Here is a 24,120-nt window from a genome sequence, read left to right as displayed (position 1 = left end):
GGCGGCGCGAACGGTCGGCGTCGAGAGGCGTTCCCCCGACCGACAGCTTCAATCCGGGTTTGTCCCTAACGGTGGTATCGTGGCAGTCACCTTCGATCTCTTCGGGACCCTCGTCGACGTCGAGTACCCGTCCGACCCGGCGGAAACGGTCGCGCGCGAACTGGAGTCCCGCGGCGTAACGGTCCCCGACGACTGGCACGTCGCGTACGGCGAGCAGCACGTCGAGGCGCCGGCCGGCGCGGAGGTCCCTCTCCCCGCACACGTCGCTCGGGCGCTGGACTCCCGCGGCGTCGACGCGGAGCAGAACGTCGCCAGGCACGCCGTGATCGCGGCGTTCGACCCGGACGTGACCCGGCGCGACGGCGCGCTCGACGCGGTCCGGGGCGCGGCCGACCGGGGCCCGGTGGGGCTGCTCTCGAACTGCGCCGTCCCCGAGCTCGTCCCGCGGACGCTGATCCGGGCCGGGCTCCGGGGCGAGTTCGACGCGGTCACGACGAGCGTCGGCTGCGGCTGGCGGAAGCCGCACCCCTCCGCGTTCGAGGCCGCGGCGGAGGCGCTCGGAACGGCCACCACCGGCCTCGTCCACGTCGGCGACGACCCGGAGACCGACGGCGGGATCGTCGCCGCCGGCGGCCGCTTCGTCGACGTGACCGAGACGCCGCTCTCCGAGGTCGTCGCGGAGTTAGAGGCGGAGCCGTAGGGGCGTTCGGTGGACGGCGGGAGCCGCGGAGTCAGTCGAACCCGCGGTCCGCGAGCCGCGCGCGCCACGCCTCGTCGGCCCGTCCCTCGGCGACCAGCTTCTCGACGTGCGCGGCGACCGTCGCCAGCGCGAGGTCCCGCACGCCGGAGAGGTCCTTCTCGTAGGCGCCGTCGACGACCGCGTCGAGGTCCGACGCGCCGCCGTCGAGCGCGGCGATCACGTCTCGCTCGCGGTCCAGCCTGTGATCTATCAGCCGCTCGCAGGCCGCCGGCGGGTCGTCTATCGGCGGGCCGTGTCCGGGGAGGAGTCGGTCGTAGCCGGCGTCGCGCACGCGTTCGAGGCTCGCGAGGTAGGCAGCGAGGTCGCCCTCGGGCGCGGCGACCGCGACGCTCCCCTCGGCGACGGCGAGGTCGCCGCAACACAGCACCGACCGCCCCGACTCGGTCCCCGGACCGCCGGCCGCGAACGCGAGGTGGTCCGGCGCGTGTCCCGGCGTGTCGACCGCGCGGACCGCGGTGTCGGCGACCGTCTCGCCCGGCGCGACCGTCCCGTCCGGCCCGACCCCGGCGGCCGCGGCGAACCGGTCCGCGTGGTCATCGCGGGCGACGACCGTCGCGTCCGTCAGGGCGGCGTAGTCAGCGACCGCGCCGACGTGGTCCGGGTGGGCGTGGGTGACGGCGATCGCTTCGACGGACGGGGCGTCCGCGTCTACCGATCCGCGCTCCGCGAGCGCCGCGTCGAGCGCGTCGGTCCGGGCGGCGGGGTCGGCGAGGAGGCCGTCCAACAGGTACGCGTTCGTGGTCCCGCCCGGCGCGCGCGTGTCGACGGGGACTTCGACCCGGGTAACCGCGGGACCTTCGAGGCGGTCGGGGTCTTCGCGATCGTCGACCGACATCGCTCAGTCCCCGCGACCAAGCGACGACCGCGCGGCCGGACCGGGGCCGGAGCCGGGACGCTCGCGACCGGGGATCGGCACGTCGGTGTCGCCGGCGACCGCGTACGCCCCGAGGTCGGCGACCCCGGCGTCGACCGCTTCGACCGAGTCGTAGTGGCGGCCGACGACGATGTCACCAGCCGTGCTCCGGTTGATCCCGGGGATCGCGGTGAGCTCGTCCATCGAGGCCACGTTGACATCGAGCGGGTACGGGACGCCGGTGACGGAGCGGTAGCCGTGGTCCGTGATCGCCACGTCGATGCTCGTTCCGAGCTCGCGCTCGCCCGGCACCGCGACGAGGAGCGCGTACGTGCCGAGCTGGCGCCCGAACGTCTTGCCGTCCTGGTGGTACTCCAGGTACACGTCCGGGAGGACGGTTCCCGGCGGCACAACGCGGTCGAGCATCGGGTTGTCGATGGTCTCGCGCACCTCGCGCTTGTACGCCTGGAACTGGTCTTTGTGCTCCTGTGCGACCTCGGCCCCCGTCTCGGCCATCTCTGTGCCCGCGAACGCCATCACCTGCCGGATGTTGATCCGGCGGAGCATCAGCCCCTCGTCGTACACCGTCTGGAGGAAGCGCTTGTTGTGCTCGTACGTCTCCGGGCGCTCGCCGGTCAGCCCGTGGACGAGGTTGATCCCGGGGAGGAGCTTCGGCAGCCGCGGCGAGGCGTCCGGTCCGGTTGAGGGACCGGTGACGCGGGCCGGGTCGCCGGGCGTCGTCTCGGGGGCGTCGCCCGGGCGCCAGCCGCCCTCCTCGTTGACGACGCGGACGGCCTCCAAGCACTCCTCGGCGGTGACGAGGAGGTTGTTCTCCTCCTGAACGACCGGGTCGGCCGATTCGAGCCCGAACGCGGCCGTGTCGCCGGGCGTGTTGTGCTCGGCGATGACGCGGATCGCCTCGCGGGACGCATCCGGGTAGTCCGTGATCGTCACGGGGTTCATGTTGTCGAGGTGGAGCGTCCGGAGGTCGGGCGCGACCTCGCGGATCCCGCCGTACAGCTCCCGGAGCGCGTCGGGGTTCGGCGCCTCGCCGTCGCCGCCGAACGCGAGGATGTCGGCCTGCCGCCCGAGCCGGAAGTGTCGCACGCCGCGGTCCGAGAGCGCGTCGACCTCGTCGACGACCGACCGCGCCGCGCGGAACGCCGGGTCGCCGTACAGCGGCTCCGTACAGAACGAGCAGCGGTAGGCGCACCCGCGGGAGGTCTCCATCTCGCAGATGAGGTAGTCGGGGTGGTTCGGGTGCTGCTCGACGACGAACGCCCCCTGCCGGGCCCAGCGGTCGACCTCCCCGTTCGTGCGCATCCGGTTGCCGTACCCCTCCAACCCCTCGCGGACGAGGTCGTGGGCCGCGGCCTCCACGTCGCCCATCGCGACGAAGTCGTAGTCGAGGTCGTCGCGCTGGGTCTCCTGTGCGCCCGCGTTCTCCTCGCCGACGCCGAAGCGCACCGGGCCGCCGAGCAGCGTCACGCCGTCGGCGGTCCAGCCGAGCTCTCGCACCTCGTCCGGCTCCGCGGGGGTGCCGCCGACGTACTTCCCGGGCACCGTCATCCCGCCGACGTAGATCATGAGGTCGGCGTCGGCGACGTCGGCGTGCTTGCTCCGGTCCTCGCGGAGCTCGTCGATCGTGTGATAGGTGATCGCCGACTCGGAGACGCCGGCGTCGACGAGCGCCCCGGCGGTGTATCGGGGGTACGTCGAGAGGTACGGCGGGACGCCGAAGTGGGCCGGCTCGTCGACGTACCCGTCGACGATGGTGACGGAAAGGTCGTTCGGGTCGGCCGGGAGCGACCCCCGAGCCGACGCGGGCGAATCGGTCATGTTACCGTCCGTACTCGACCGAGACGGGAAAAGCGTGCGGAACGCCCGAGCCGCGCCGGATTACTTATGCCGGAACGCGCGGAAACCCCGACCATGCCCTCCGAAACGCCCCCGAACGGTGAGACGACCTCCGGCGACGGCGCGCCAGCGCGCGCCGACGGGTCCGCTCGCTGGCAGCGAGTCGGAAACTACGTCTCGTTCGCCGCGCTCTGCGCGCTCGCCGCGATACAGTTTCTCGGCACCAATCCCAGACCGTGGGGACTCGCCGCCGGCTGGGCCGCGGCGACCGCAGTCGCCGTCGGCCCGATCGCGTGGCTCGCCCGCGACCGCCTCTCGCCGGATCGCTACGAGACGCTGACCTACGTCGCCTTCGGCGCCGCGATCCTCGCGATCTCCGTCGGGCTGGGAGTCGCGCTTGCGTTCGAAATCCCGTTTCGCCCGTACGGTCCCGGCTTCCTCGCCGGCACGGCGTTGGGTATCGCAGTCGTCGCTGTCGCCGAGCGAACCGTCGTGCCGGACCGGATGCGCGGTGCGGGGGTCTGAGCGCCGCATCGCGCGGTTCGCACCCCCGGCTCGCCGCCGCCACGCCGTTTAAGCCGCCGCCGATACTACGTCCGCGTATGCCATCGACGATGGAGGTCAAGTGCGTCAGCGACGACTGCGAGCTCGACATGTTCGAGAACCACTACACGTACGACGTGCCCGACGACCACGCGGTCGAGGACCTCTCGTGTCCGTACTGCGGCGGGAGCGACCTCGTCGAAATCGAGGTGTGAGCGGTGGACGGACTCGTCGAAAGCGGTCGCTCCGCGCTCCGTAACGCCCTCGAACGCGTCGGCCGCGGCTGGGGTCGCGTCCAGGAGCGCCGCCCGCTCTCGCACGACCTCCTCGAGAGCGACGACGCGTACCTCGTGGTCTTCGACGCCCCCGGCGTGCGCGGCGAGGACGTCGACGTCACCTTCCTCGACCGCACCGTCGAGGTCTCGCTCGAACGCTTCCGCGACTTCTACGACGGCTACGACCTCGTGTTCCCGGGCCGCGGCGTCTCGCTGTCCGGCAGCGTCGACCTCCCCCGCGACGCCGACGTGACGCCCGAGGGCGCGAACGCGACGCTCACGCGCAACGGGACGCTCCACGTCGAGATCCCCAAACGCGGCGGATCGAGCGACGTCGACGTCGTCGAAGAAGACGACTGACCCCCGGCTTCGGCTCTGCGGCCGCTGCTATTCCTCCTCCGTCCGGTTCGACAGCGACATGCCCTCGACGATATCGAACGCCTCGTCGCCGTCGAACCGATCCGAACCGAACCGCGTCGGGTCGAACGCGCCGATCCACGGCGATTCCGGCCCGTCGAAGGCGGCGCCCGCGAGCGACGCGAGCACGCCCTCGGCCACCACTTCGCCGACGGCCGGCGCGCGCATGAACCCGTGGCCCTGCCAGCCGGCGGCGACGAAGAGCGTCGGATCGCCCGCCTCCGAGTCGACCGGGCCGACGAGCGGGTCGCCGTCCGGCGTCGCGGTACAGAGTCCGGCCCATGCCCGGGCGTCGTCGATCCCGCGGTCGACCCGTTCGCCGCGGTCGGGTCCCTCGCCCCCGTCGAGGCGGTCCCCGCGGGCGAGGCGCTCGTCGAGGGCGCCGGCGAGGTCCTCGCGGAACCAGTCGTCGGCCTCGCGGCGGTAGTCGTCGGGGTCGGCCGGGACCGGCTCAGTCCCGTCGCCCGCGAGCAGGCCGTCGGGGTGCGGGCGGAGGTACGCGTCCGCGGTGGCGTCGTAGACCATCGGCCCGTCGTAGTCAGTTTGGGTCACGAGCGCCTGGACCCGGTAGGGGACGACCGGGACGGAGACGCCCGCGTCCGCGAGGAGCGATCGAGCGTGTGCCCCGGCGGCGACGACGACGGCATCGAAGGCGCGCGTCTCGGCCGCCGGATCGCCGTCGGCTCCGTCGTCACCGACTCGGATGTGTCGTTTCGCGCCGGGCCGCGGCCCGAGCGCGACGGCGGTGTTCGTCTCGATCGCGACCCCCTCGCGACCGGCCCGGTCGCCGAGCGCGCGGACGTAGCTCGACGGGTCGGTCCAGCCGGCCCCCTCGGCGACCGCCGCGACGGCGAGGTCGTCGGTGCGGAGCGGCGGGAACCGTTCGCCGAGCGCGTCGGGGTCGACGAGCGAGACGTCGCGGCCGTGGCCGCGCATGCGATCGACCATCCCGGGGACGGCGTCGGCGTCGGGGTCGCCCTCGCGCACCGCGATCACGTACGGGCAGGGCGAAAACGAGAAGCCGGGCAGCGACCGGTCGAGTACTCGGAACCGCTCGATCGACCGGGCGCCGACCGCGGCGTCGACGTCCTCGGCGTAGGCGTCGTAGAGGAGGCCAGCCGCGCGCCCGGAGCTCTCGGCCGCGAGCTCCCCGCGCTCGTAGAGGGTCACGTCGGCGCCGCGCGCCGCGAGGTCGTGCGCGGTCGTGACACCGACCGCGCCGCCGCCGACGACGGCGACCGTCGGCGCTGCCTCGTCTGGGTCGGTCATGCGTCAGGACACGCGAGCGACGAGGAAAAGCCACCGGGACGGCGAGAGGACAGATCGACTGCGGCGGCGCGTGCCTGCGAGCGGCCGGAGCGAAGCGGCGGCCGCGAGGGGCACGCGCGAGGGAGCGGTGAGCGCTCGGAGAGCGCGAACCGCGAGGCTGGGGAGGGGTGAGGCTGCGATGCGGTTGCGGTGCGGTTGCGGTAGGTGGGACTTGAAGTGGCAGTCGCGAGGCGAACGCGGGCGACGTAAGCACCGCAACGAGAGAGCGAACGGAGTGAGCGACCGAGCGAGGAGCGCAGCGGGCGTGCGTTCGCCTCGCGGCTGGGGCTTCGGAGGAGTTCGCCGTCGATCCACCGCCTCTCGGTCGTGAATGGGAAGATCGTGATATGAATCTACACACCACATACAGCGGGTGACACGCGTGTCCCCGGCCACGTTATAGGCGTCGAAGCCCACGCGTGTAGTATGAACCAGCTCGTGAACGGCGAGTGGCGCACAGACACCTACGAGACGACCGACGAGGAGGGCGCGTTCCAGCGCGGCGAGACGACGTTCCGGAACTGGATCGCGGGCAGCGACGTGCCGGACCACGTCGACGCGGAGCCGGACGAGCGCTTCCAGCCGGAGGCCGGTCGCTATCACCTGTACGTGTCGTACGCGTGCCCGTGGGCGCACCGCACGCTACTCGCGCGGTCGCTGTTGGGGCTCGAAGACGCGATCGGCGTCTCGGTCGTCGACCCGTACCGCGACGAGGACGGCTGGCAGTTCACCCCCGAGAAGGACGGCTGTACGCCCGACCGTCTCCACGACAGCGACTACCTGCGCGAGCTGTACGTCGCGGCCGACCCGGACGCCACGTGTCGGGTGACCGTGCCCGTGCTGTGGGACACCGAGGAGGAGACCGTCGTCAACAACGAGTCGCGGGAGATCCTCCGGATGCTCTCGACCGCGTTCGCGGACCTCGGAAACGACGTTTCGCTGCTCCCCGACGAAGACGACGACGCGACCGTCGCCGAGGTCGACGAGGTGATCACGGACAACTACGAGCCGATCAACAACGGCGTCTACCGCGCGGGCTTCGCCACCTCGCAGGCGGCCTACGACGACGCGATCGACGACCTGTTCGGCGCGCTCGACCGCTACGACGACCGGCTCGCGGACCGGCGCTACCTCGTCGGCGATTCGCTCACCGAGGCGGACATCTGTATGTTCACCACGTTGGTCCGCTTCGATCAGGTGTACCACACCCACTTCATGTGTAACCAGCAGTTCATCCACCAGTACGACAACCTCTGGCCGTACCTGCGCGACCTCTACCAGACGCCGGGCGTCGCCGAAACGGTGAACATGGACCACATCAAGGAGCACTACTACACCACCCACCCCGACGTGACCCCGACGCGCATCATCGCGCGCGGCCCTGACCTCGACTTCGAGGCCGACCACGACCGCGACCGGCTCACGGGCGCGCCGCCGGCGCCGACGGCGGACGACTGAGCGAGAGCGGTTCCGGGCGGCTCCGCCTGTTACCGGATACATCTGGTTCTTTGACCGGGTGAATCCGGCCCCGTTACCAGACGACTCGCCCCGGAGCGACGCCGTCGGTCAACGGGGCGGCCGAGAATGAGGAGACGACGAGAACGAAGGGAGAACCGAAAACGGTCCGCGTGGAGGCCGGGCTACCCTTCCATGCCGCCGAACGACAGGCCGTCTTCGACGGAGCGCTGCGCCGCGAAGTAGACGATCGCGACCGGCAGCGCGAACAGGTTCGCGAACGCCGCGAACCGAGTCCACGGCGTCGAGAACCGGCCCTCGGTCGCGATGTTGTACAGTTCGACCGAGAGCGGGTAGTTCTCCGGGCGCAGCAGGGTCTGCGCGATGATGAACTCGTTCCACCCGGCGAGCCAGACGAAGATGAGCACGACCGCGAGTCCCGGCTTCGTCAGCGGGAGGATCACCTCCCGGATCGTCTCCAAGAAGCTCGCGCCGTCGACCATCGCCGCCTCCTCGTAGGAGACGGGGATGTTGTCCATGTACGTCTTCAGCAGCCACGTGTTGAACGGGATCGCGGACGCCGCGTAGAACAACCCGAGGATGAACAGGTTGTTCGTGAGCCCGTAGGAGCTGAACAGCGAGTACAGCGCCACGAGCGTCGCGATCGACAGCCCGGCGCCGATCTGCGTGAACAGCACGTAGCCGTAGAGGATGCGCTTGCGCCCCACGAACTGTCGGCGCGAGAACGCGTACGCCGCCGGGACGATCATGCCGAACCCGGCCGCGAGCGTTACGCTGACGATGTAGAGGCTGTTGAACACCGCGCCCGGACCGGTGTCGGTCCCGGCCCACCGGAAGCTGACCAGCCCGCCGCTCCCGCCGAGGACGAGCTGGGGGTACCCCCAGTCGCCGTCGACGAAGAAGAAGTCAGACTCGAAGATCACCCACCGGTACGCGCCGAGGTTGTACGTCGACGGGTCCGGGAAGATGCCGCTCGTGTTGAACAGCCGCGAGCCCTCCGCGAGCGACGCGGTCGTGATCCAGAACAGCGGGAACAGCAGCACGAGCACCATCGCGAGCCCGAACAACGTCATCAGGACGCTCTTCGTCACGTCCCACGAGCTGCGCTTCCCCGTGCGGACGTCGTAGATCGCGCGCCGGATCATCACGGAGAACCGCTTCGGTGCGGTCGCGAACGCGACCAGCTTCGAGCGGACCAGCGCGACCGCGGAACCGACAAGCGCGACCGCGGACTCGAGGGGGCTCATTCGTCACCCACCCCCTCGGCGAGGCCGCCGTAGCGCACGGCCACGTACATGAACATGCCGACGAACGCGATCCCGACGATCAGGATAGCCGCCGACAGGCCGAACTGGTTGAACGTGATCGCCTCGCGGTAGCCGTACACGATGATCAGCTCGTTCTGTCTCGACGGCCCGCCCTGATTGAACACCCACGGGATCAGGAACTGCTGGAACGAGGTCGCGGCCGTGAGGATCGACGCGAACAGCACCGGTCCCTTGATCGCGGGCAGCGTCACGGTGCGGAACCGCTGGAGCGCCCCCGCGCCGTCGACCATCGCGGCCTCGTGGAGCGACCGGGGCACGTCCTGTAAGGCGCTCACGATGATGATCACCATGAACGGGTACGCCAGCCACACCTCCGTGGTGACGTACGCGAAGAACGCCTCCCAGCGGCCGCTCAGGAAGCCGATCGGCACGTCGAACAGCAGGGCCTGTGGCGCCGACAGCGACGACATGAGCTCGTTGTATCGCCCCAGTATCGTGTTGAACACGCCGTATCGCGCGTCGCTGAACATTCCGCGCCAGACGGTGATCGTGAAGATGCCGGGGAACCCCAGCGGGACGATCACCGCCGCGCGCATGTAGCGCTTCCCGGCGACGCGCACGTGGTTGAGCAGCAGCGCGATCTCCACGGCGAGGAACACCTTGATCACGAGCGAGACGGCGACGAACAGCCACGTCGTCGTCATCGAGGTCCAGAACTGCGAGTCGCCGATCAGCTGGGCGTAGTTCGCCAGCCCGATCAGGTCGGCGCCCCCGCCGATCACGGACCCCGCGAACGTCGCGTCGGTCAGCGAGATGTAGAAGAGGTAGAAGATCGGGTACAGCATGAAACTCGAGAAGAGCAGCACGCCGGGCGCGACGAGGAGCAGCCCCCAGTCGCGACTGGAGAACGGCAGCGCCGATCGGAGACGCGCCAGCCCGCTCACGCCGGTTCCAGGTTGCGAAGAGGCCATCGCTCCGAGGGGTGCCTACAGCGCCTCCCGGATCTCGGAGGCGGCCTGGTCGAGCGCGGCGTCGCTGTCCTGCTCGTCGTTGAAGACGCGCTCTAACGCCTCCGTCACGGGCGTCCAGACGCTGTCCATGTCCGGGTGCGTCGGGATGGGGACGCCGTGGTCGACCTGCTGGGCGAACGCCTGGACCTCGCTGGAGAGGTCGTCGTTGCCCACGACGTCGGCCAGCACGGGGATGTACCCCTGCTCTTCGGCGTTGGTCTGGATGATATCCTCGTTCGTGGTGTACCACTCGGCGAGTCCGGTCGCCGCGTCGACCGTGGACTGGTCGGCGTCGGCAAACATCGAGCTGAAGTAGAACAGCTGGATGCCCGAGTACGAGCGCGGGTGGTTCCCGTCGACGGTCGGCAGCGTCGTAACGCCGAGGTTCTCGACCTCGCCGCTGAGGTTGCCGAGCTCCCACGGTCCGTTGATCGCGAACGGCGCGAGTCCGTCGGCGAACGCGACGATCTGCGACTCGTAGCCGGGGTCGGCCGGCACGTAGTCGGACAGCGTTTCGAGGGCGTCCATGCCCCGCTTACACGCGTCGCTGTCGACGCCGACTTCGAGGTTCCCCTCGTCGAAGATGTTCCCGCCGTACGCCTGGATGAACCCGCTGACGAAGTAGGGGTTCGTCACGGGGTACGAGAGGCCGTACTCCCCGTTCTCCGGGTCGTGGTACTCCTCCATGATCGAGACCATCTCCTCCATGGTCTCCGGCGGCTCGTCGACCATGTCCTCGTTGTAGAACAGCGCGACGGTCTCGGAGGCGAACGGGAGCCCGTAGAGGCCGTCGTTGAACTGCGCCGCCTCCCGCGCCGCCTGCGTGTAGCTGTCGAGCGAGACGTCGACGTCGTCGCTCGCGTCGTAGAGGAACGGGGGGTCCTCGCGGACCGCGAACCGGCCGACCCAGTCGTGAGCCCAGATCCACGAGTCGGGACCGTCGCCGGCCGGGATCGCGGTTTCGAGCTGCTGGTCGAGCTCGCCGCCGGGCGCCTCCTTGTTGATGGTGTTGCCCGTATCCGACTCGTACTGGTCGATGTAGTCGGTCAGCGCCTCGTCCTCCGCGTCGGCCAGGTCGGCCCACAGCCGCGCGGAGCCGGTGGTGCCGCCGTCGGAGCCGTCGCTGCCGTCCGATCCGTCCCCGCCGTCGGAGCCGTCCCCGCCGTCGCCGCCGGTGCTGATACAGCCCGCGAGCGCCGCGAGCGCAGTCGATCCCCCCACCGCCTTGAGCAGCGTTCTACGTTTCTCGTTCATGTGACTAGAACAAATGATGAATTATATTTTCATACATTTAGTGTTTGGGGTACGTCCCGATCGATCCGGATCGATCTGCGTCGAGTTCAGGACTCGACGATCGACTGGACCGACGCGAAAAGCCGATATTTGAGAAGAGATCTTTCACCATATATCAAGAAAACAGCAAAGAACTCATATGCCAGCGGACCCGCCATCAGGGAAATGGCACGCGTCACGCTCGATACGCTCCGAAAGGAGTTCGACCGGGGAACCATCGTCGCCGTCGACGACCTCGATCTGGAGATCGACGACGGGGAGTTCGTGACCGTTGTCGGACCGTCGGGCTGTGGGAAGACCACCACACTGCGAATGGTGGCGGGCCTCGAAGAGCCGACGTCCGGAACCGTCCACTTCGACGACGAAGACGTGACCGACATCCACGCGAAGGAGCGCCCGGTCGCGATGGTGTTCCAGAACTACGCGCTGTACCCCCACAAGACGGTCCGCGAGAACATGGCGTTCGGGCTCAAGATGAGCACGGAGATGACCACGGAAGAGCGCCACGAGCGCGTCCGCGAGATGGCGGAGATGATGGGCATCGAGAACCTCCTCGACGACAAGCCCGACGAACTCTCGGGCGGGCAGAAGCAGCGCGTCGCGCTCGGCCGCGCCATCGCGCGCGAGCCCGAGGTGTTCCTTTTCGACGAGCCGCTCTCGAACCTCGACGCGAAGCTCCGCACGGAAATGCGCGCGGAGATCCAGAAGCTCCAGAAGGAGTTCGGCGTCACCGCGATGTACGTCACTCATGACCAGGAAGAGGCGATGACGATGGGCGACCGGCTCGCCATCCTGAACGACGGCGAACTCCAGCAGGTCGGCGAGCCCACCGAGGTGTACCAGAACCCGGTCAACGAGTTCGTCGCCGGCTTCATCGGCTCGCCGTCGATGAACTTCGTCGACGTCGACGTGGAGACGGACGGCGCTGGCGCGACGATCCGGAACGAGGAGGCGGGGCTGGACCTCGATCTTTCCGCGGAGTACGTCCGGGGCCACGACCTTCGGAACGGCCGGTACACGCTGGGCATCCGCCCGGAGAACATCGTCTTGGACGAGTCACCGAGCGGCGACGAGAACCTGCGCTCGACCGTCGAGGTCGTCGAGCCGATCGGCTCCGACAACTACGTCCACCTCACCGTGACCGAGGACTTCCTCGCCCGCTCGCCCGCCGACGTGAAGCCGGAGGCCGGCGACGAGGTCGGTGTCTCCTTCGCGGAGGAACACATCCACCTGTTCGACCCCGAGACCGGCGAGGATGTGTTCCTCACCGACGAGGAGATCGCGGCCGCGGTCGCTTGAATAAGGTCGATTTTCGGAGACAGTCCGGACCTGTGAACCGTTCGTTCGTACTTTCCCTGCGCGCTGTGATTTGAGGCCAGTGGAACCTCGACAGACACCGGTAAAGCCCCAGTCGCGAGGCGGGCGCACGCTCGCTGCGCTTCTCAGTCGGTCGCGCTGCTCGCTCCTTGCGGTGCTTGCGTCGCGCGCCTTCGCCCTCGCGACTGACCCTTTGACTCACCCCGCACCGCAACCGCACCTCACCCCTCCCCAACCTCGTCGCTGGCACCCTCCGCTTCGCTCCGGGAGCCGGCGACTCCCTCGCGCGTGCCGTCTCGCGGCCGCCGAGGGCGGCCGCTCGCAGGCACGCGCCGCCGCAGTTCATGTATGCACAGCGGCACCACGCGAGCGCCTCCCCTCACGCCGTCACCGCCGACAACGGCTTGAAGTGCGCGCTCGTCCGACGGAGCGTACGAATGGAGCCGCCAGACATCGAGCGATTGGACGAGCGGACCGTCCAGCGGATCGCGGCGGGCGAGGTCGTCGAGCGGCCCGCGAGCGTCGTGAAGGAACTGGTCGAGAACAGCCTCGACGCGGGCGCGAGCCGCGTCGCCGTCTCGGTCGAGGCGGGCGGGACGGAGGGGATCCGCGTCCGCGACGACGGCGTCGGAATCCCCGAGGACCAACTGGAGGCGGCCGTCGCGGAGCACGCCACCTCGAAGATCGGCGACATCGAGGACCTCGACCGCGGCGTCGCCACGCTCGGCTTCCGCGGCGAGGCGCTGTACACGGTCGGCGCGGTCTCGCGGCTCACCGTCCGTTCGCGCCCCCCGGAGGCCGAGGCCGGCGCGGAGATCACCGTCGCGGGCGGCGACGTGGGCGAGGCCCGCCCGGCGGGCTGTCCCGCGGGAACAACCGTCGAGGTCGACGACCTGTTTTATAACACTCCCGCGCGCGAGAAGTTCCTCAAGCGGACCGCGACCGAGTTCGATCACGTCAACACCGTGGTGACCGGGTACGCGCTGGCGAACCCCGACGTGGCAGTGTCGCTCGAACACGACGGCCGCGAGACGTTCGCGACCGAGGGGAACGGCGACCTCCGCTCGGCCGTCCTCGCCGTCTACGGCCGCGAGGTCGCCGAGTCGATGATCGACGTGGAATGGACGCCGGAGGGAACCGACGCGGGCGACGACTCCGCCGACGCACCGGTCCGGCGGGTGACGGGGCTCGTCTCGCACCCGGAGACGACGCGCTCGACGCGCGACTACCTCTCGACGTACGTCAACGGGCGGTACGTCACCGCGAGCACGCTGCGCGAGGCGACGTTGGAGGCGTACGGCGGTCAGTTGGCCCCCGACCGCTACCCGTTCGCGGTCCTCTTCGTCGAGGTCCCGGCCGGCGACGTGGACGTGAACGTCCACCCCCGCAAGCTGGAGGTCCGCTTCGACGAGGGGTCTGCGGTCCGGGAAGCGGTCGAGGCGGCCGTCGAGGGGGCGCTGCTCGACCACGGCCTGATCCGGTCGACGGCGCCCCGGGGCCAGTCGGCGCCCGACGAGACGGCGGTCGCCCCCGAGACGCCCGACACCGAGGCCGTGGGCGGCGCGGACACCGACCACGAGCGCGCCGCCCGCGAGGGGCGCGAGTCCGCGGCAGTCTCCGACTCCGGGACGCCAGGCGACCCCGGAACGTCGGCGAACACTGAAGATCCCGGCCGAACCCCGGACTCGGTGACCGACGCCGACCCGGGTCAGGGCGACGACGACCCCGCGACGCCGACCGAACTGGACCCGTCCGACGACGCGGCGTGGGCCGTCGACGACCTCGGCGAGGGGGAGAGGACCCGGGCCGAACCAACGGCAGAGCCCGCGGGCGAGCCCCGGGACGGCGACGCGAATCACAACGCGAGCGGCGACGACCGACCCAGTCCACAGAGCCGGCAGAGCGACGGCGCGGAGTGCGAGCCGAGCCGAGGCGAAGCGGCAACCAGCGACGAGACGGCAGTCGGCGACCAAACGAAAGTCGGGGACGAAACGACGGTCGGCGACGGAACGACGGTCGGCGACGGAACGACGGTCGGCGACGGAACGACGGTCGGAGACGAAACGACGGCTGGCGACGAGACAGCGAATGGCAGCGGAGCGGCGGGGGGCGACCGGAGGGGAGCCCGGGCGGACGCGGCTCGGTCGGTACCCCGAACACGGGCACGGACCCGGCAGCGGACGCTGGACGGCGAGGCGACCGAGGCCGAGCGCGAGTTCGACTCGCTGCCTCCGCTGCGGGTGCTCGGTCAGCTTCATGAGACGTACGTCGTCGCCGAGGCGCCGGACGGGCTCGTGCTGATCGACCAGCACGCGGCCGACGAGCGCGTGAACTACGAGCGGCTGAAGGCGACCGTCGCGGACGGCGCGGAGGCGCAGGCCCTCGCGGAGCCGGTCCGGGTCGGGTTGACCGCCCGCGAGGCGGCGCTGTTCGAGGAGTTCGTCGACGAACTCACCGAGATCGGATTCCGTGCGGAGCGCGCCGACGAGCGCGAGGTCGCGGTGACGGCGGTCCCGGCCGTCTTCGACGCCGCGCTCGACCCGGACCTCCTGCGAGACGCCCTGTCCGCGCTGGTCGACGACGCTGCCGAGGGCGACGAACCGGTCGTCGACGCCGTCGACGAGCTGCTCGCCGACCTCGCCTGTTACCCCTCGGTGACGGGGAACACCTCACTGACCGAGGGCCGGGTCGTCGACCTCCTCGACCGGCTCGACGCCTGCGACAACCCCTACGCCTGCCCGCACGGGCGTCCGGTTGTGATCCGGATCGACCGCGAGGAGATCGGGTCCCGGTTCGAACGCGACTACCCGGGACACGGCGGCCGGCGCGCGGAGTGAGCCCGGCGGCGCGAGGACCTGGATCGAGGCTCGGCGAGGCGCCCGGATATCAGAACTGATAGTATCGGGGCGCCGTTTAACACGTCGGTTTCCCTGATGGATCACATGCCGATCGCATCGGTGAAAGACAGCTACGGGGTGAAACTTGGCGTCGGATACGTGGCGACGGGGGCGTTCATCGTCGCCGTCGGGCTGGCCACCGACGACGCGAACGCGACGGTCGTCGCGGCCGTCGCCGGTCTCCTGACGCTCGGGTCGATCAACGCGGCCGAGACGATCGCCAGCGTCACCGAGATCGGCGCGCAGACGCGGCGCGTCGCCAACGGGGACATCGACAGGGAAGTACAGTCCACCCGGACCGACGAGTTCGGGGAGCTCGCGGGATCCATCGAGCAGATGCGGGTCTCGCTGAAGGACCGACTGACGGAGATGGAACGGACACAAGACGAACTGGAGAGCGCGCGGGCGGAAGCGACCGAGATGGCCGACCGCTACCGGCGGACGGCCGACCGGTACGCCGAGGTGATGGAGGAGGCGGCGACCGGCGACCTCACGCGGCGCGTCGACGTCGACGAGAGCGACGAGAGCCTCGCGACCGTGGGCGAGTCGTTCAACCGGATGATGGACGACCTCCAGGGGACGGTGGAGACGGTCCGCGAGATGGCCGACCGGATCGAGGCCGACGCCGGCGAGATGGCGGAGATGAGCAACGAGGTCGAGCGGCGCGTCGCCGGCGCGACCGAGAGCGCGACGACGATCCGGGGACAGGCGGGCGACCAGCGCGCGGAGCTCGAGTCCATCGCGACCGACATCGAGACCATCAGCGCGTCCGCCGAGGAGATCGCGGCGACCGTCGACGACCTGTCGGACCGGAGCGAGGCGGTCGCGGCGACGAGCGACGACGCCCGCAGCTCCTCCCAGAGCGCGCTGGCCGAGATGGCCGAGGTCGAGGAGGAGGCGGAGCAGGCCGTCGACCGGGTCGAACAGCTTCAGGACGGGATGGACGAGATCACCGAGATCGTCGACATCATCGGCGAGATAGCGGAACAGACCAACATGCTCGCGCTCAACGCCTCGATCGAGGCGGCCCGGGCGGACGGCTCCGGCGACGGCTTCAGCGTCGTCGCCGAGGAGGTGAAGGAGCTCGCCGAGGAGACGCAGTCGCGCGCGAACGAGATTGATACGATGATAGACGACATCGCCGACCAGACCGAGGAAGTGACGGTGTCGATCCGGTCGACACAGGAGCGCGTCCAGACTGGGACCGACACCGTCGAGTCGACGCTCTCCGACATCGAGACGATCGCCGACTCCGTCGACGAGATCAGCGGCTCGCTCGGGGAGATCCGTCGGACGACCGCCGACCAGGCCGACACGGTACAGGACACGGCCGGCTCCGTCGACGAGATCACGGAGCTCAGTACCGAGACCGCGGAGACGGCGGAGCAGACGGCGACGGAGATACAGGAGGGCCAGTCGGTCGTCGAGGACGTGTCCGACTCCCTGCGCGAGTTCCAGACCGACGCCGTGACGACGCTCCAAGACCGGGTCGCGGCGTTCACCGTCGATGAGACGTCCGGCGCCGACGGGCCGGCCACCGGGGGCGGAACGGCGCGCTCGCGAGCGACGACCGACGGAGGTGCGCGATGACGGGCGCGGTCAGCGCCGCGTACTGGATCGCGGCGGTCGCCTTCCTCGTCGGCCTCGGGATCACCGCGGCGCTGTACGCGAAGCTCGGCGAGTCGGAGGACCGCGGTCGCCTGGCCGCGCTGGCGGTGATACCCGGCTTCGCCGGGCTCGCGTATGCCGGAATGGCGCTCGGTATCGGAACCGTGACCGTCAACGGGGCCGAGCTGGTCGGCCTCCGCTACGTCGACTGGATCGTCACCACCCCACTCTTGGTCGGGTTCATCGGCTACGTCGCCGGCGCGTCCCGCCGCGCGGTCGCGGGCGTGATGCTCGCCGACGCGCTGATGATCGCGTTCGGCGCCGGGGCGGTCGTGACGGGCGGGACGCTCAAGTGGGTGCTGTTCGGCGTCTCCTCGATTTTCCACGTCACGCTGTTCGCGTATCTGTACGTGGTGTTCCCGCGGGCCGTTCCCGACGACCCGATGCAGCGGGGGCTGTTCAGCCTGCTGAAGAACCACGTCGGCCTGCTGTGGCTGGCGTACCCGTTCGTCTGGCTGATGGGTCCAGCGGGGATCGGCTTCACCACGGGGGTGGGCGCCGCGCTGACGTACGCCTTCCTCGACGTGTTGGCGAAGGTCCCGTACGTCTACTTCTTCTACGCCCGCCGACAGGCGTTCACCGACGTGGTGTCGGCCGCGACCGCTGACCGCGAGGACGCGACCGACGCGGTCGGCGACGGCGCGCCGACCGCGGCGGACTGAACCGGGCTCGCAGATCCTCGCCGGGGGCGGGTGAGACGGCGAGGCGCGACCTCGACGGCGGCCGACGGTGTCGGGACGGACGGACCCCACCGCGGCCGCGGAGAGGTACGTTTTAGGCGACCGCGGTGGACCCACCGACATGGAACGCGTAGCGATCGTCGGCGCGTCGATGACGCGGTTCGGGCAGCGCGACGCTTGGATCCGGGAGCTGCTGGCGGAGGCGGGCGCGGCCGCGCTCGACGACGCCGGCGTCGACGGCGGCGACCTCGATCACCTGTACGTCTCGAACATGGCCAGCGGCGAGTTCGAGGGGCAGACCGGCGTCCCGAACGCGCTCGCCCACGACCTCGCCGCCCAGCCGGCGTACACGGCGCGGATCGACCAGACCTCCTCCTCAGGCGGGGCAGGGGTGTACGCGGCGTGGCAGTCGGTCGCCTCGGGCGCGAGCGAGGTCACGATGCTGGTCGGCGGCGAGAAGATGACCCACCGGACGACCGCGGAGGCGACGGACGTGATCGCGTCGCTCACGCATCCAGTGGAGTACAGGCAGGGCGTCACGCTCCCCTCGTTCGCGGGCCTCACGGCGCGGCTCTACCTCGATGAGTACGACGCGCCCCGCGAGAGCCTCGGGAAGGTCGCGGTGAAAAACCACCGGAACGGCGTGGACAACCCTCACGCGCAGTTCCGGAAGGAGGTCGACCTCGACACGGTCCTCGACTCGCCGATCGTCGCGGACCCGCTCCGACTGTACGACTTCTGTCCGATCACGGACGGCTCGGCGGCGCTCGTGTTCTGTCCCGAGTCGGTGGCCGAGGAGTACGCGCCCGACGGCAACTACGCCGTGGTCTCGGGCATCGGCGGGGCGACGGACACCCACGTCGTCCACGAGCGCGCGGACCCGACGACGATGGGCGGCGTCGTCGACTCCTCCGAGGTCGCCTACGAGATGGCCGGGATCGGCCCGGACGACGTCGACGTGGCCGAGCTCCACGACATGTTCACCATACTGGAGTTCCTCCAGAGCGAGGACCTCGGCTTCTTCGAGAAGGGAGAGGGGTGGAAGGCGGTCGACGAGGGCGTCACCGACCGCGACGGCGACCTCCCGATCAACACGTCGGGAGGGCTCAAGTCCAAGGGCCACCCGCTCGGGGCCAGCGGCGTCGCGCAGGTGTACGAGATAGTCAAGCAGGTCACGGGCGACGCCGGACCGCGGCAGGTCGAGGCCGACACGGGGCTCGCCTGTAACGTCGGCGGGTTCGGGAACTGCGTGACCACCACGATCTTGGAGGGAAGCCAATGAGCGACCACGAGACGACCGACACCGACGCGGACGGGCAGGGGGACAGCGCCGAACCGACCTTCGAGGCCGCCGAGTACGCCGACGGCACGGTCACGTACCCGTCCCACGCCGTGGGCCCGAACGGCGCCGAGCGCGTCGGGACGGTCGACCTCCGCGAGTACGAGGCGCGCGTGGTGACGTGGACGACCTCGACCGCGACGCCCCCGGGCGTCCGCGAGCCGAACACCCTCGCAATCGTCGAGTTCGAGATGGGCGACGACTACGACGGGCCGCCGGTCCGCGCGCTCGGACAGATAGCCGAGCGCGACGAGGCAGGCGGCGTCACAGGCGACGACGGGGACGATAGTGACAACGGTGGCGACCAGTTCAGCGTCGATATCGGCGACCGGATCGAGCCGGTGTACGCCGACGAACTGCGCGAGCCGGGCGCCGGCATCCGCGAGCCCGAGAGCCAGGACTGGGACGGCTTCCAGTTCCGCCCGGTGGAGTAGCCGGACGCGAATCTCACGCGCGGAACCGCGCCGCGTCGGAGTCGGCGAGCGGGCCGAGCCGCGCCTCGTGGACCCCGCCGAGCGTGTACACGTCGGGGCGGTATCGGATCCGCTTGGTCACCCCGTGTTCCTCCCTGAGCCGGCGTCGAACCCGGTCGACGTCCGTTCGATCGAAGTAGTTCGGCGTGAACACGAGCACCGCGTGGTCGGACTCGCCGAACGCCTCGCACCCGGCGGCGGTCGCGACCTTCGCGTCCCAGAACCGCTCGGCCGCGACGTCGTCGACCACCGCCTCCCAGAGGTCGTCGACCGCCTCCGCCGGACGCTCGACGAGCCACTTCCCGCTCAGGTACGTCGTCTCCAGCGCGAGGCGGTCGGCGTCGCGGACGGTCTCGGGGCCGGCCGGTAGCGACTCCTTTCCGGCGTCGACCCCCGGCGCGTCCGCCTCGGTCGTCGCGGCCGGCCGCATCACGTCGTGCGCCGGGAAGTAGCCGTCGCGGGCCTGGCGGGGGAACCCCGTCACGTGTTTGACCCGGAGCCAGTGCCACCCGGCCTCGTCGATCGCGGTGGGCGAGCGGTCGGTGACCATGGGGCCGGTTCCGCGTCGCGGGACAAAACGGTCTCGTCGGCGGAGCGGGGCGGAACGGTCACTCCGCGATCGGTCCGCGGCGTTCAGATGTCCCGGTAGTCCCCGAGCCGCGCCCCGTCGAGCAGGTAGGCGTCCGCGGCGGGGAGCGCCGCGGGGAGGTACGGCGCGAGGAACGACTGGCCCTCGACGTTGACCCACGTCCCGCCGGAGCGCTCGTTGAACGCGGGGAAGACGACGAGCTCCGGCGGATCGGCCGGCGGGCCGGGAGTATCACCAGACTCGGTGAACGCCGCGGGGTCGAGGGTCCCGCGGAGCCACGCGCGCTCGACGCGCGACCCGCCGACCGAGTCCTCTAGTCGGACCTGCGGGTGCTCGTGGCCGGTACAGATCACGTCGGCGTCGCGGAGCGCGGGGTCGGGCCACGTGTGGCCGTGACAGACCGCGACACTGGAGGCCGACCCGCGACCGAGCCGCCCGCCCTCGGGGCCGATCACGTCGAGGTCGGCCGCGAACGCCTCCGCGACGCCCGCGTCGTGGTTCCCCTCGACGAGCGTCATCGGGACGCGGTCGGTGACGGCGCGGATCAGGGCCTCCAGCTCCTCCCGTTCGTCGCCGTCGGGTGCGCCGATCCGGTGCGCGAGGTCGCCGAGGACGACGAGCCGGTCGGCGTCGGTCTCGGCGACGAGGTCGCAGAGCCGCTCGCGGCGCTCGTCGGCCCGGGAGTCGAGTTCGACGCCGCGCTCGTAGCGCAGTCCGACCTCGATGCCCGCGTGGACGTCGGCGACGAGCAGCGCGCGCTCCGCGCCGAGGTCGGCCACCGCCGCCGGCTCGCCGACGACCGGCTCGACCCGCGCCATCAGATCGGCTTGAGCAGCCCGTCGCCCGGCTCGTAACACTGCCCGCTCATCAGCGCGTCCTGAATCGCGTCCTCGACCGCGCCCGGTTCGACCCCGTGGTCGTCCGCGACGCGCTCGACGACCGCCTCGCGGGGCGCCCCGTCGCCGTCGTCGAGGTCGTCCATCGCCGCGACCGCTGCGGCTTCGAGGTCGATGTCGTCAGCTGCGTCTCCGTCGGTCTCGGCCTCATCTCCGTCGTCCGTCGCGGCGGCGGTGTCGGGCTCCGGGATCTCTGCGGCGGCCGAATCGTCCGCGGCCGCCGCGGAGTCGTCGTCGGGCTCTTCGACGATCTCTTCGGGGTCGGGCACGTCGATGTCGGCCTCGCCCGGCTCGTCGACCTCGGTCCCGGTCGCGAAGTCGGTGCCGAACTCGGACTCGATCTCCTCGCGCTCCTCGTCGTCGAGCTGGTACATGTCGTCCCCGTCGGCGTCCGGATCGGGGGAGGGGCTCGCGCCCTCGTCGCCCCCGGCGCCGAGGTCTCCGATGTCGTCATCGCCGCCCGCGTCGAGGTCTCCGATGTCGTCATCGCCGCCCGCGTCGAAGTCACCGATGTCGTCTCCGTCGTCACCGGCGTCGAAGTCGCCGAGGCCGCCGTCGTCGGCCGCGGCACCTTCGTCGGTCGTGACGCTATCGTCGGTCGGGGTACTCTCGTCCGTCGGCTCGGTGGAGTCGCCCGCATCGCCGAGCGATCCGGAGTCGGCGGTCGCGGTCGCCTCCGGTTCGGCCGTCTCGCTTTCCGAGGATTCCGCGGATCCGGCGCCCTCCATCTCGGCCGCGTCGTCGAGCAGCGACTCGGCCTCGGCGGTCGATCCGGCGGCGGCGGTCGACGAGTCGGTATCCGCGGTCGACGTGGTAGCCTCGGCGGTCGGTTCGGCCTCGCTCTCACCGGTGGCGGGTTCCGGGTCGGAGCCGACGTCCGCGGCCGCGGTCGCGTCGGCCTCGGGCGTCGCCGCCGGCTCCGCGATCGTCACGTCGGTGTCGGGGAGCGGACCGATCGCGGTCGCGTCCCCCTCGTCGGGGGCGACGTCGATCGACCGGACCTCGTCGCGGTCGCCCGCGATCAGCTCGAGCGCGTCGACCGCGAGCCGGCGGACCGCCTCTGCGTACGCCGCGGTCGTGCCGTAGTGGTCGAGCGCCTTCGGGATCCCGGCGGCGAGCGGAGCCGGGGCGCCGCCCGCCTCCAGCGCCGCGCGGAGCTCGTCGCCGCGCAGGTCGGAATCGAGGGCCTGCTCGAACGCGGCGAGGCGGTCGAGCGTCGCCTCGGCGGCGGAGACCACCCAGCGGTCGCGGGTGTCGGCGTCGACCTCGTTGAGGCTCTCCGGGCGGACGGAGGTGAAGACGCGGTCGGAGTCCTCGGGCTCGAAGGTGCGCGCCTTGCCGGTGAGCGCGACGAACGCCGGCGGGTCGGCGCGCTCCAAGAAGGTCTGCGCCTCCGGCTGGTACTGCCCGGCGTAGGTGACGAACGCGCCCGACGGGTCGACGACGCGACCGCGCCGCGTCTCGTCGTTCACGCGCTCGACCTCGGTGAGCACGCCGGCGGTGAACAGGCGGTTCACCCGCGCGCCGGTCGGGGTGACGACGTAGTTGGGGGCGCGCTCCTCGTCGCTCTCGGAGTACGACAGCGAGGCGTCGTCGAACTCGGCGGCGAACACCCGGTAGGCGACCTCACGCGTGCCCGGCCCGTCGTCGCTCATTCGCCCACCTCCGCGAGCGCGGCGCGGGCGTGGGCGGCCGGGTCGTCAGCGGCGAGCTCGAACTCGGCCGCGTCGAGGGTCGCGCCGTAGTCGTCGACCGAGAGGTTCCCGCGGACGCGGTAGGCGCGCCCGACGAGCGAGTCGGCGATGTCGTCCGCGACGACCTCCTTGTCCATCGCGTCCTTCGCGGCGGCGAGGGCGTCGTCGAGCCCGCCGCCGTACACCTCGGCGGTGAGCTCGTCGTCCAGGACGACGGTCACGGTGTCGGTGCCGTCGTCGAGGATGGCCTTCACCCGTAGGTCGTCCTCGCCGTCCACGTCCCCGTGGCTCCGGCACTGGCCGTTCTGGACGACGCGGCCGCACTCGGGGCAGCGCTCGATGAGCCCGGAGCCGTCGCGGACCTCCAGCACGTTCCCGACGACCTCGACGTCGAACATTCCGCCGGAGCCGACGGCGTCCGCGACAGACAGCCGCGGGGCGTCCTCCGCGACCTCGACGGGGTCGGGGAGCGGCGTCACCGTCGAGAACTCGGTGAGGTTGATCGAGGGGACGCCGCGGAACTCCCGGACGTACACATCCTCTATCCGGAGGTCGGCGCCGACCTCGATCTCGGAGCGCGGCTGCCAGTCGGTGAAGGGGAGCTTCGCCGTCTCGTCGCCGACGACCCCTTCGAGGATCTCGGTCTCGCCGTCGCGCCCGGAGATGGTCTTCTCGTCGACCTCCAGCACGCGGACCTCCACGTTGCGGCCGCGGTCGCCGGCCGCGATGTCGACGAGGCTGCGGTCGCCGCCCACCTCGCGGTCGACCGAGACCTCCTCGTCGGCGATGGCGACCGTCGTCGAGTCGTTGAGGTTCAGCTCCGGCGCCCCCTCCCACTCGCGGACGCCGGCGTTGCCGATCGTCAGCGAGTCGCCCGGCTCGAAGCCGAAGTCCTGCCACGCGGTATAGGAGATGACGCCGGTCTCGTCGGCGATTTCGCCCTCCCGGATCGTGAGGTCGTCCCCCTGATACCGGATCGTGCGCGTCCCCTGCGTCAACACGCGAACCGTCACCGTCACGCCGTCGTGGTCGGTGGTGATCTCGCCCACGTCGACGGCGTCGGGCGTCGGCGTCGAGCCGCCGCCCCCGCCGCCGTGCTTCCGGCGGACGCTCTGTTTCGCCTCGTCGATGGGGACGCTGTACTCCAGTAAGTTCTGTAGGTCGGCTTTGACCTCCTCTTTGTCGACGCCGAGGTCGGAGGCGAGCTCCTCGGCATGGCTGTTGACGTCCATCGAAGCGAGGTTCGGCGCGGCCGCACAAAAGGATTCACCACCGGTGAGCGCCGGCGACGGACCGGCCCGCGGCGCCGTCGGGGACGGCCGGTAGGGCTAAACCGTCCCCGGTCGCAACGTGGGGCATGGACGAAATCGACATCGACGCGCGCGTCACCGACGACCGCACGGTGATCGACGTGGCCGGCACGCGAGGCGTCGCGGTCGTCGTGCGGTCGGCGGGCGGCGACCGGAGCCACCTTCCCCCCGCGGGGTTCGGCGACCCGGTCGGGGGG

The 24,120-nt window shown here is 70.8% G+C and carries 22 protein-coding genes; 12 read left to right on the top strand and 10 right to left on the bottom strand.

Features of this window, described 5'->3' with window-relative positions; genetic code table 11:
• The first annotated feature begins 79 nt into the window (after positions 1 to 79).
• Positions 80 to 700, top strand: coding sequence for an HAD family hydrolase (locus B9H04_RS11055; RefSeq protein WP_049931300.1), 621 nt, complete (start codon positions 80 to 82; stop codon positions 698 to 700).
• A 31-nt stretch (positions 701 to 731) separates the two neighbouring features.
• On the opposite strand, the gene B9H04_RS11050 is transcribed toward B9H04_RS11055, so the two are convergent.
• Positions 732 to 1,595 carry an MBL fold metallo-hydrolase gene (locus B9H04_RS11050; protein WP_085682704.1) on the bottom strand — a complete coding sequence of 288 codons (864 nt, stop codon included), beginning with the start codon at positions 1,593 to 1,595 and terminating at the stop codon, positions 732 to 734.
• A gap of 3 nt (positions 1,596 to 1,598) precedes the next feature.
• On the bottom strand, positions 1,599 to 3,452 hold the full coding sequence (locus B9H04_RS11045; protein ID WP_049931303.1) for a radical SAM protein: 1,854 nt from the start codon (positions 3,450 to 3,452) through the stop codon (positions 1,599 to 1,601).
• 93 nt (positions 3,453 to 3,545) lie between these two features.
• On the opposite strand from B9H04_RS11045, the gene B9H04_RS11040 reads away from it, so the two are divergent.
• The 3 genes from B9H04_RS11040 (at position 3,546) to B9H04_RS11035 (ending at position 4,648) form a co-directional block, all read left to right on the top strand.
• Positions 3,546 to 3,995, top strand: a complete 450-nt coding sequence (locus B9H04_RS11040) for a hypothetical protein (protein ID WP_049931304.1) — start codon at positions 3,546 to 3,548, stop codon at positions 3,993 to 3,995.
• Positions 3,996 to 4,072: 77 nt separating this feature from the next.
• Positions 4,073 to 4,228: a DUF7559 family protein gene (locus B9H04_RS18710; RefSeq protein ID WP_017342671.1), complete on the top strand. Its 156-nt coding sequence runs from the start codon at positions 4,073 to 4,075 to the stop codon at positions 4,226 to 4,228.
• Positions 4,229 to 4,231: 3 nt separating this feature from the next.
• Entirely contained in the window at positions 4,232 to 4,648 is a 417-nt protein-coding gene (locus B9H04_RS11035; protein WP_049931306.1) for an Hsp20/alpha crystallin family protein, read from the top strand.
• 27 nt (positions 4,649 to 4,675) lie between these two features.
• Here the strand turns inward: B9H04_RS11035 and B9H04_RS11030 are convergent, their stop codons facing one another.
• On the bottom strand, positions 4,676 to 5,974 hold the full coding sequence (locus B9H04_RS11030) for an NAD(P)/FAD-dependent oxidoreductase (protein WP_049931307.1): 1,299 nt from the start codon (positions 5,972 to 5,974) through the stop codon (positions 4,676 to 4,678).
• 465 nt (positions 5,975 to 6,439) lie between these two features.
• On the opposite strand from B9H04_RS11030, the gene B9H04_RS11025 reads away from it, so the two are divergent.
• A complete protein-coding gene (locus B9H04_RS11025; protein ID WP_085682703.1) occupies positions 6,440 to 7,471 on the top strand; it encodes a glutathione S-transferase family protein in 1,032 nt (343 codons plus the stop codon).
• Between the two features lie 182 nt (positions 7,472 to 7,653).
• On the opposite strand, the gene B9H04_RS11020 is transcribed toward B9H04_RS11025, so the two are convergent.
• Genes B9H04_RS11020 through B9H04_RS11010 form a run of 3 tightly spaced genes read right to left on the bottom strand, consistent with a single transcriptional unit; the run spans position 7,654 to position 11,021 of the window.
• The gene (locus B9H04_RS11020; protein ID WP_049931310.1) at positions 7,654 to 8,736 is read right to left on the bottom strand and encodes a sugar ABC transporter permease; all 1,083 of its coding nucleotides are present in this window, start codon (positions 8,734 to 8,736) and stop codon (positions 7,654 to 7,656) included.
• Positions 8,733 to 9,728, bottom strand: a complete 996-nt coding sequence (locus B9H04_RS11015) for a carbohydrate ABC transporter permease (protein WP_049931311.1) — start codon at positions 9,726 to 9,728, stop codon at positions 8,733 to 8,735. The genes B9H04_RS11020 and B9H04_RS11015 overlap by 4 nt, the downstream gene beginning before the upstream one ends.
• A 15-nt stretch (positions 9,729 to 9,743) precedes the next feature.
• The gene (locus B9H04_RS11010; protein WP_211216862.1) at positions 9,744 to 11,021 is read right to left on the bottom strand and encodes an extracellular solute-binding protein; all 1,278 of its coding nucleotides are present in this window, start codon (positions 11,019 to 11,021) and stop codon (positions 9,744 to 9,746) included.
• A 204-nt stretch (positions 11,022 to 11,225) separates the two neighbouring features.
• Here B9H04_RS11010 and B9H04_RS11005 point away from each other — a divergent pair, with 204 nt between their 5' ends.
• From B9H04_RS11005 to B9H04_RS10980, 6 genes are all read left to right on the top strand, one after another.
• Complete coding sequence (locus tag B9H04_RS11005; protein ID WP_049931312.1) at positions 11,226 to 12,359, top strand: ABC transporter ATP-binding protein; 1,134 nt, start codon at positions 11,226 to 11,228, stop codon at positions 12,357 to 12,359.
• Between the two features lie 455 nt (positions 12,360 to 12,814).
• Entirely contained in the window at positions 12,815 to 15,214 is a 2,400-nt protein-coding gene (gene mutL, locus B9H04_RS11000; RefSeq protein WP_049931313.1) for a DNA mismatch repair endonuclease MutL, read from the top strand.
• A gap of 105 nt (positions 15,215 to 15,319) precedes the next feature.
• Positions 15,320 to 16,864: a methyl-accepting chemotaxis protein gene (locus B9H04_RS10995; RefSeq protein WP_049931314.1), complete on the top strand. Its 1,545-nt coding sequence runs from the start codon at positions 15,320 to 15,322 to the stop codon at positions 16,862 to 16,864.
• On the top strand, positions 16,861 to 17,604 hold the full coding sequence (locus B9H04_RS10990) for a bacteriorhodopsin (RefSeq protein WP_049931316.1): 744 nt from the start codon (positions 16,861 to 16,863) through the stop codon (positions 17,602 to 17,604). Before B9H04_RS10995 ends, B9H04_RS10990 begins: the two co-directional genes overlap by 4 nt.
• A 139-nt stretch (positions 17,605 to 17,743) precedes the next feature.
• Positions 17,744 to 18,904, top strand: coding sequence for a thiolase family protein (locus B9H04_RS10985; RefSeq protein WP_049931317.1), 1,161 nt, complete (start codon positions 17,744 to 17,746; stop codon positions 18,902 to 18,904).
• On the top strand, positions 18,901 to 19,395 hold the full coding sequence (locus tag B9H04_RS10980) for a hypothetical protein (protein WP_049931318.1): 495 nt from the start codon (positions 18,901 to 18,903) through the stop codon (positions 19,393 to 19,395). Before B9H04_RS10985 ends, B9H04_RS10980 begins: the two co-directional genes overlap by 4 nt.
• A 13-nt stretch (positions 19,396 to 19,408) precedes the next feature.
• On the opposite strand, the gene B9H04_RS10975 is transcribed toward B9H04_RS10980, so the two are convergent.
• From B9H04_RS10975 to B9H04_RS10960, 4 genes are all read right to left on the bottom strand, one after another.
• Positions 19,409 to 19,984, bottom strand: a complete 576-nt coding sequence (locus B9H04_RS10975; RefSeq protein ID WP_049931319.1) for a putative phosphothreonine lyase domain-containing protein — start codon at positions 19,982 to 19,984, stop codon at positions 19,409 to 19,411.
• 83 nt (positions 19,985 to 20,067) lie between these two features.
• Positions 20,068 to 20,841 carry a metallophosphoesterase gene (locus B9H04_RS10970; protein WP_049931320.1) on the bottom strand — a complete coding sequence of 258 codons (774 nt, stop codon included), beginning with the start codon at positions 20,839 to 20,841 and terminating at the stop codon, positions 20,068 to 20,070.
• Positions 20,841 to 22,574, bottom strand: coding sequence for a hypothetical protein (locus B9H04_RS10965; RefSeq protein ID WP_049931321.1), 1,734 nt, complete (start codon positions 22,572 to 22,574; stop codon positions 20,841 to 20,843). The genes B9H04_RS10970 and B9H04_RS10965 overlap by 1 nt, the downstream gene beginning before the upstream one ends.
• Positions 22,571 to 23,845 carry a Single-stranded DNA binding protein gene (locus B9H04_RS10960; RefSeq protein ID WP_049931322.1) on the bottom strand — a complete coding sequence of 425 codons (1,275 nt, stop codon included), beginning with the start codon at positions 23,843 to 23,845 and terminating at the stop codon, positions 22,571 to 22,573. Before B9H04_RS10960 ends, B9H04_RS10965 begins: the two co-directional genes overlap by 4 nt.
• A 125-nt stretch (positions 23,846 to 23,970) precedes the next feature.
• On the opposite strand from B9H04_RS10960, the gene B9H04_RS19735 reads away from it, so the two are divergent.
• The coding region (locus B9H04_RS19735) for a DUF7510 family protein (RefSeq protein WP_455583609.1) at positions 23,971 to 24,120 on the top strand (150 nt) is incomplete at its 3' end.

The organism is Halorubrum ezzemoulense DSM 17463 (genome assembly GCF_002114285.1).
Lineage (GTDB): Archaea > Halobacteriota > Halobacteria > Halobacteriales > Haloferacaceae > Halorubrum > Halorubrum ezzemoulense.
The sequence above is the reverse complement of the archived record's forward strand: the minus strand, read 5'-3'. Positions and strand labels throughout refer to the sequence as shown.

What these genes read in the sequence shown, in the direction of transcription:
- B9H04_RS11050 (WP_085682704.1), bottom strand. Translation starts at nt 1,595, where the DNA reads ATGTCGGTCGACGATCGCGAAGACCCCGACCGCCTCGAAGGTCCCGCG.
- B9H04_RS11045 (WP_049931303.1), bottom strand. Translation starts at nt 3,452, where the DNA reads ATGACCGATTCGCCCGCGTCGGCTCGGGGGTCGCTCCCGGCCGACCCG.
- B9H04_RS11040 (WP_049931304.1), top strand. Translation starts at nt 3,546, where the DNA reads ATGCCCTCCGAAACGCCCCCGAACGGTGAGACGACCTCCGGCGACGGC.
- B9H04_RS18710 (WP_017342671.1), top strand. Translation starts at nt 4,073, where the DNA reads ATGCCATCGACGATGGAGGTCAAGTGCGTCAGCGACGACTGCGAGCTC.
- B9H04_RS11030 (WP_049931307.1), bottom strand. Translation starts at nt 5,974, where the DNA reads ATGACCGACCCAGACGAGGCAGCGCCGACGGTCGCCGTCGTCGGCGGC.
- B9H04_RS11025 (WP_085682703.1), top strand. Translation starts at nt 6,440, where the DNA reads ATGAACCAGCTCGTGAACGGCGAGTGGCGCACAGACACCTACGAGACG.
- B9H04_RS11020 (WP_049931310.1), bottom strand. Translation starts at nt 8,736, where the DNA reads ATGAGCCCCCTCGAGTCCGCGGTCGCGCTTGTCGGTTCCGCGGTCGCG.
- B9H04_RS11015 (WP_049931311.1), bottom strand. Translation starts at nt 9,728, where the DNA reads ATGGCCTCTTCGCAACCTGGAACCGGCGTGAGCGGGCTGGCGCGTCTC.
- B9H04_RS11010 (WP_211216862.1), bottom strand. Translation starts at nt 11,021, where the DNA reads ATGAACGAGAAACGTAGAACGCTGCTCAAGGCGGTGGGGGGATCGACT.
- B9H04_RS11005 (WP_049931312.1), top strand. Translation starts at nt 11,226, where the DNA reads ATGGCACGCGTCACGCTCGATACGCTCCGAAAGGAGTTCGACCGGGGA.
- mutL (WP_049931313.1), top strand. Translation starts at nt 12,815, where the DNA reads ATGGAGCCGCCAGACATCGAGCGATTGGACGAGCGGACCGTCCAGCGG.
- B9H04_RS10995 (WP_049931314.1), top strand. Translation starts at nt 15,320, where the DNA reads ATGCCGATCGCATCGGTGAAAGACAGCTACGGGGTGAAACTTGGCGTC.
- B9H04_RS10990 (WP_049931316.1), top strand. Translation starts at nt 16,861, where the DNA reads ATGACGGGCGCGGTCAGCGCCGCGTACTGGATCGCGGCGGTCGCCTTC.
- B9H04_RS10985 (WP_049931317.1), top strand. Translation starts at nt 17,744, where the DNA reads ATGGAACGCGTAGCGATCGTCGGCGCGTCGATGACGCGGTTCGGGCAG.
- B9H04_RS10980 (WP_049931318.1), top strand. Translation starts at nt 18,901, where the DNA reads ATGAGCGACCACGAGACGACCGACACCGACGCGGACGGGCAGGGGGAC.
- B9H04_RS10975 (WP_049931319.1), bottom strand. Translation starts at nt 19,984, where the DNA reads ATGGTCACCGACCGCTCGCCCACCGCGATCGACGAGGCCGGGTGGCAC.
- B9H04_RS10970 (WP_049931320.1), bottom strand. Translation starts at nt 20,841, where the DNA reads ATGGCGCGGGTCGAGCCGGTCGTCGGCGAGCCGGCGGCGGTGGCCGAC.
- B9H04_RS10965 (WP_049931321.1), bottom strand. Translation starts at nt 22,574, where the DNA reads ATGAGCGACGACGGGCCGGGCACGCGTGAGGTCGCCTACCGGGTGTTC.
- B9H04_RS10960 (WP_049931322.1), bottom strand. Translation starts at nt 23,845, where the DNA reads ATGGACGTCAACAGCCATGCCGAGGAGCTCGCCTCCGACCTCGGCGTC.